The organism is Ruegeria sp. N11 (assembly GCF_056531525.1).
The window spans coordinates 1-6224 of the sequence record NZ_JBQFLX010000054.1 but is presented as its reverse complement, the minus strand read 5'-3'; the positions used below and the strand labels follow the sequence as shown (position 1 = coordinate 6224).

6 protein-coding genes are annotated in these 6224 nt (G+C 56.5%); 4 read left to right on the top strand and 2 right to left on the bottom strand.

Annotated elements, in window-relative coordinates:
• Window positions 1–340 precede the first annotated feature (340 nt).
• Window positions 341–787, bottom strand: coding sequence for an Lrp/AsnC family transcriptional regulator (locus ACR0J8_RS23900; protein ID WP_170678019.1), 447 nt, complete (start codon window positions 785–787; stop codon window positions 341–343).
• A 123-nt stretch (window positions 788–910) separates the two neighbouring features.
• On the opposite strand from ACR0J8_RS23900, the gene ACR0J8_RS23895 reads away from it, so the two are divergent.
• From ACR0J8_RS23895 to ACR0J8_RS23880, 4 genes are all read left to right on the top strand, one after another.
• On the top strand, window positions 911–1750 hold the full coding sequence (locus ACR0J8_RS23895; protein ID WP_480527636.1) for a PhzF family phenazine biosynthesis protein: 840 nt from the start codon (window positions 911–913) through the stop codon (window positions 1748–1750).
• The gene (locus tag ACR0J8_RS23890) at window positions 1747–2052 is read left to right on the top strand and encodes a hypothetical protein (protein ID WP_480527637.1); all 306 of its coding nucleotides are present in this window, start codon (window positions 1747–1749) and stop codon (window positions 2050–2052) included. The genes ACR0J8_RS23895 and ACR0J8_RS23890 overlap by 4 nt, the downstream gene beginning before the upstream one ends.
• Before the next feature lie 327 nt (window positions 2053–2379).
• Window positions 2380–3717, top strand: a complete 1338-nt coding sequence (locus ACR0J8_RS23885) for a DUF3300 domain-containing protein (RefSeq protein WP_170615154.1) — start codon at window positions 2380–2382, stop codon at window positions 3715–3717.
• 1 nt (window position 3718) lies between these two features.
• On the top strand, window positions 3719–4609 hold the full coding sequence (locus ACR0J8_RS23880; protein ID WP_480489541.1) for a DUF2950 family protein: 891 nt from the start codon (window positions 3719–3721) through the stop codon (window positions 4607–4609).
• Between the two features lie 199 nt (window positions 4610–4808).
• Here the strand turns inward: ACR0J8_RS23880 and ACR0J8_RS23875 are convergent, their stop codons facing one another.
• Window positions 4809–5753, bottom strand: a complete 945-nt coding sequence (locus tag ACR0J8_RS23875; protein ID WP_480892779.1) for a hypothetical protein — start codon at window positions 5751–5753, stop codon at window positions 4809–4811.
• Between the last annotated feature and the right edge of the window lie 471 nt (window positions 5754–6224).

Genomic DNA, 6224 nt, shown 5'->3' with positions numbered 1-6224 from the left:
CTTGGGGAAGAAAGGCTCAAGACGCGCCATCTGCGCATCCGTCAGCCAAAAAAGATCAGACATGGTCACCGCTCGATTTTCGAACCGTGACTCACGCAGCCACGCGGAAATCAATGGGTCCTGACCCTAGCCCGTCTGCCAATTTAGACATCCAACCTGGCATTTCATTCATAATATCGAATGAATTAAACAGCGCAACGACCGCTTCGTCCGCATTGCGGCCGCACGGCCGATATGTGTCATTGTCTGGAAAGCCATCGACATTAAAAAGAGGTCAGGGCGTTCAGGAAATGACTGGTCGCCAAGCTTCCGAACCGGCGATTTTGACCTCGATGGCCGACTAATCCAGAGGGGGCAGCCTGGGTTCGAAAACGAAAGACTTCACGATGGAAGTGTTGGTTTCCGCCCTGTCATGGAAGGGCAGAAGAATCTCATCCAACTCGGCCACATCTTTCAACAACAACCGGGCGACATAACAATCGTCGCCGGTGACCCGGTCGCAGGACATGAAGCGGGGTTGGTCTTCGATCATTCTTTCGACGATATGAAGCTGACCGCTGCGCGGCTTGATCCTCACAAGCGCCTGAATTGCGTAACCAAAGCTGCGAAGATTTATCCGCGCACCAAAGCCGGTAACGAAGCCGTTTTCCAGCAAGCCACGCAACCTTTCACCAACCGCAGGGCCCGAAAGGCCCACTTCCTTGCCAATGTCAGCAAGACTGGTGCGGCCACGAGATTCGAGGATCTCAACAATCTGACAGTCTGTCTGATCCAGTTCTTTCGACATGAAGGAACTTTATCGCAACGAGCAATGAAACGAAAGAGTTTAGCCTGAACCGCAATCGACGCTGCGGGGACAACTCTATTGTCGGTCAGCTAGATTCCTGTTCAGAAAAAACAGGAGATACAGATGGATATTCAACGAATTGCAGCTTTTAGTCAGGGATCAGAAGGCGGAAACCCCGCAGGAGTGGTCTTGTTGCAGAACACGGTCAGCGAAGACGAGATGGCACAGGTCGCGGCCGAAGTCGGGTATTCGGAAACCGCATTTGCCACAGCGCAGGACGCAGAAGGCAAAACATGGCGTGTGCGTTATTTCTCGCCGGAATCCGAAGTGCCTTTCTGCGGTCACGCCACAATCGCCCTCGGCGCGGCTTTGGGAGAGCGAAACGGGGCTGGCGCCTACACGCTCGTTCTGAACGACGCTACGATTTCCGTGGATGCCGAGGCCACTTCCGATGGGATGATGGCAACACTGTCGTCGCCGCCCACGAAAAGCCGTGAGATGACCGAACGGGAAGAACAGGACGTAATGGCGCTGTTTGGTTTGACATCGGAAGAGCTCGATCCGCGGCTTCCACCTGCACATATCCACGGCGGCGCCAACCACATCGTGCTTCCGCTCAAGGATCGCGCGCAACTGGCGGCAATGGATTACGATCTGGACATGGGGCGCGCAGCGATGCGAAAGCATGATCTGGTGACGGTGATGTTGGTCCACATCGAGGCAAACCAATCCTTCGTGGTGCGCAACGCGTTCGCTTCGGGGGGCGTCCTGGAGGATCCGGCAACAGGAGCCGCTGCAGCAGCCTTTGCCGGCTACCTGCGCGACCGCCAATGGCCTCACGGAGGCAGGTTCACCATTCGCCAGGGCGAAGACATGGGCAGCCCTTCCCTGATCAAAGTCTCGCTGGATGACACGAAAGGTGCATCGGTGCGGGTTTCTGGCGGGACACGGGACATCACGTGAACGAACTGGTGAGAGAAAACCAAAGCCATTTTGACGTTCATACTCGAATGATCGTGGTGCCCATGTTGACCGGCTATTTAGAGGCCGTCACCGTTTTCAACATCTCGGACGGAAAGGTCACGACCACGACGTCCGAGCATCGCGCATTTGCGGACCGGCAACCGGATCAGGTTGTCCATTGGCACTGTACAGCGTCCCGTACTCCCCTCGGTTCAGGCGCAACAATTGTCTGGACCAGCGGGGGTCTCAGTAGTTTCCACCGCAAAAATGATCGGTATTGGCGGATCGCTCGTGATTTCTGATCAAAGGCAGACCCTGAGATCCAACACGCCACTTAATCGTGTACTCTAGGTCTGTTCCCACTCAAAAGGGCCGTATTGCACGATGACTTTGAGACGGTGACAAAGACTAGACAACAAGTCTGGCGGCCAGCCATAAATCGGCCGCGCCAAAAATCAGTTTCTAGCAGCCAAAAATCTGACCAAGCCCAAGCCAGTCTTGTTGCGCGAAGCAAATGCTTCGGTCCGTGCCTCCAAAGACGGTTTTTTCTCAAACAGATGCCTGTTCGACCGCCCGGTTGCCAGAATCGCGGTCTTGGGTGATCCTTCAAGAAATTGAAGGATCGCAATATGTTTAGATATCTAATATTTGCGCTCGGTATTTGCGCATCTACGACCTTGTTCGCACAAGAGGCATCTGATGACGCTGCTGCGACGGAAAACGCCTCGGCCACTTCGTCCGATCTTCTGACTGATGCTGAGTTGCAGACCCTGGTCGCTCCGGTCGCTCTTTATCCTGATACGCTGCTGATACAGATTTTGGTCGCGGCGACGCAGCCGTTGGAGATCGTGAAGGCCGAACGGTATTTGCTGGACAACGCCGACCGAGACGCCTCCGAGCTTGGTCCGGAAATTGAAGCCATGGGCTGGGATCCTTCGGTCAGTGTCTTGGCGACAGCGTTTCCCGAAGTCGTCGGTCAGATGGCCACCCATGTCGATTGGACCGAGACGGTGGGAACGGCCATGCTGGCGCAGTCCGATGATGTGCTGGATGCGGTTCAAGTCATGCGGGACCAGGCGATTGACAGCGGAGCGCTTGTGTCCGGGCCCGCGCAAACTGTCGAGGTGACGGAAGAAGACACGGTTGTCATTACACCGACAGAGCCGGAAACCGTATACGTCCCGCAGTATAACCCTGAGACCGTCTATACGGGACCGTCGGTGGGGGACGTTGCAGGCGCGGCCCTGCTGACATTTGGCACCGTCGCCCTGATCGACGAGATTTTTGACGACGACGACGATTGGTATGGCTATTGGGGGTGCCGGAACTGCGGTGGCTGGGGCGGTGGCCCGATTTACAGAAACCCGAACATCGACATTGACGTCGATGGAAACGTCAACATCGGCAACAACATTGATCTGGGCAACCGCACGGATATCGGATGGAAACCCGATCCTGGCCGTCAGCAGCAAGCCCGAGACAAAATCGCCAATCACAAAAGACCAGAAGGGGGTCGCGGCAATTTGCCGGTCAACCGCCCCGAGGGTCGCACGGATGAATTGCGGTCAAAACTGAGCCGCGAGTCCGGCGCCGCGGACATCAGCCGCGACCGTGCGGCGGCTGCCGTTGCGGCTGGCGCAGGTGCAGGGGCCGTGGCCGGTGGTGCTCTGGCAAATCGGAGCGGTGGGAAAAAACCGTTGCCGCAGATAAACCGGGGCAACGTCGACCGGGACAAGGCCGCTGCAAAACAACAGGCCGTTGATCGGACCAAACGACCCGATGCGGCGAAACGGCCTGTCGCACAAAAACCGCAGACAGCCAGAAAACCGCAGGCGAAGAAGGCCGCAACGGCGCAGCGCAAACCCAGTGCGTCCAGGGGGCAAGCGATGAAGAAAAAGGCGTCCGGAAGCAGAACTCACAGCGCGTCCAAGCGAGGGCACGCCGCCAAAGGCAAGCGGAGACGGTAAGATGCGTATATCGGTATTTTCAGTTGTTTTGCTCGCTGCGACCGCAGGCGTCGCGCTTTCTGACGGCGCCCGGTTTGATACTCCGCAAAGCGCGCTGGACGCGTTCGCAGATGCTCTGAAAGCAAATGATCAGAGTAAGTTGCTTGAAATTTTCGGACCTGAAGCCGAAGATTTGGTCGGATCGGGAGATCCGGCAGAAGACCAGCAAAGAAGGCAGGAAGTTCTTGGCATGTACGCCGAAGGGTACCGCTTTCAGCCCGAGGATGATGGGGTTGTTCTTCTGCTGGGTGAAGACAGTTGGCCTTTCCCGATTCCAATCCTGCGCGGGGAAGACGGCTGGCGTTTTGACCTGGAGGCCGGGATCGAAGAACTTTCGGCCCGGGAAATCGGCTTGAATGAGCTGGAAGTGATTGATTTGCTGGAGGCTTATGTCGACCTACAGGCGGCATTCCGGCTGGTGGATCACAACGGTGACGGCGTCATGGAATTTGCGCAGACGATCATTTCCGACCCGGGCGAGCGAAACGGACTTTTCTGGCCCGAAGACGACAGCTTTGTCGGCGCGGCACTTGCCCGAGCCGCCGCCTCGGGGTGGAGCGACGGTGAGACCGACTATGAGGCGGAACCATTCCTCGGCTATTACTTCACCATCCTTCACGAACAGGGGGCGAATGCGGCTGGCGGAGCCTACTCGTACTTTGTCGGGGATCGCTTCGTGGCCGGACATGCCTTGCTTGCAGTGCCTTCGGATTACGGAGAAACAGGCATCCATTCCTTCATGGTCGGTGAAAACGGTATCGTTTACGAGGCCGATTTCGGCCCCGAGACCCTCGATGCCACTGCCGATATCAACATCTACGATCCCGGCCCGGACTGGTCGCCGGTTGAGTAGCCGCCGATCTCCGGCGCACTTCCCGCCGCAGCAAAGCGATTGGTAAGTGATGGTCGCCCAAAGTGGGCGACCATGCCGACCGGATGGCGTCAAGCGACGAGCCTGCTCCAACTGGACCATATCGAACAAACGGGAAAGGATCGCGCACTTCAGCGCTGTCCCGCGAAACCAATGTATCGTTGCCTTCGTCCCGCCCGCCTTACTTGCAGATCGGCAACTCCAATGGAGGCTGCTTGGGCAAAGAATCCCTCCATTGGTTTATGATGGGTTGGAGGCTGCGCTTGGGCCAGAACTTCGGAGCACCGATTGCCTGTAGACAGGCGGCGTTCCAGTAAACCCCCGCCCCAGATAACGATTTGCCCTTTTTGACCGCCTTTGCGACGGCGTTAATGTCTTTGCCTTCCGGATAGATGTAGAGGGTTGTCGGGTTCCCTTCCACCAGGGCCAGAATCTCTTTCGAGGCGGATTGCGACCATGTCGTGCACCCGTTGCTGCGGCCCCCGGCATAGTTCACGAGCCTTCCGTATGGGACATAGCCGTCATCATCCGCATGAGAGCTTTGCGGATTTTTGAACCGGCATTGCCACTTCAGGAAAACGGCAGGATGTCCGCCAATTGCGCGCTCCCGTGCGTTGCTCGTTTCGCCTTCGCCATCAAACAAAAGAAACGTCCGATAGAACGGTTTCCTCTGACCGGAATGACTGTAATAGCCTTTGAATGATGTTCGTGTCTCGGCGGTCACGTAGGATCCGCCAGCGGTTAGTTTCGACCCCTCAGCGTTGCTGAAATTCTTCGCGCATTGCCGACCGTTCGAGAAATTGGCGCGTTGCAGTTTGCGCCCATTCCCGTAGCCGGACGAGACGGCCTGGAAAGATCTCCGAGACTCGCAGATGACATAAAACCGACGTCCCGGATTGCCGTTTCGCGCGGTACTGGGCCGGGTTGCATCCTTTGCAAGATAGCAAGGGTTTCTGACCACGCCCTGCCGCACTTTTTCCTGATACAAATCCCGCGCCCTTTTCAGGACGATCGGAGCTATTTGGCCATCGCCCGTGCCCACATGCTTTTGCAACCAGGCGGGGATATCCGATGACAACGCCTTAACTTGATCAGGCAGCGAACCTGCCGAGACGGCAATTGTCATGAACGTGACTGCAAGACGGAGCGATATCGGTTTCAACGGAAAACCTCCTGCCAGTATGTCCTCGTGACCAACCTACCACAATTTTAGCGTGCAGGGATGTCTGTCGAAGGAACGACGGAGGGCGCCTGTTGCCGCAAATCCTACTTTTGCAATGAGGGGTCTCTTGGCAGTTCATTTTCAGAATACTGAGGTTCATGCGTTGACGGCTGGTGATTGTCCGTCGTCAGGGATCTTGGGACAGATGGCTGTCTGAGCTAAGTGAGTATCTGGCGCATCTGGTTCATCTGATTATGGGTCGGATTTGCGGTGAAGCAAGCCCCGGATTTCGAGTATTTTTCGTTTTATCCTTTCTCGTTGTTTTAGAATGGTGTGGCCGCGCCCTAGGGTCAGGACTCATAGCCAATAGATAACGAGTGCTGCAAGGGCGATTGCTGACAGGAAGACCTTCGGGCACCTGTCGTAGCGGGTTGC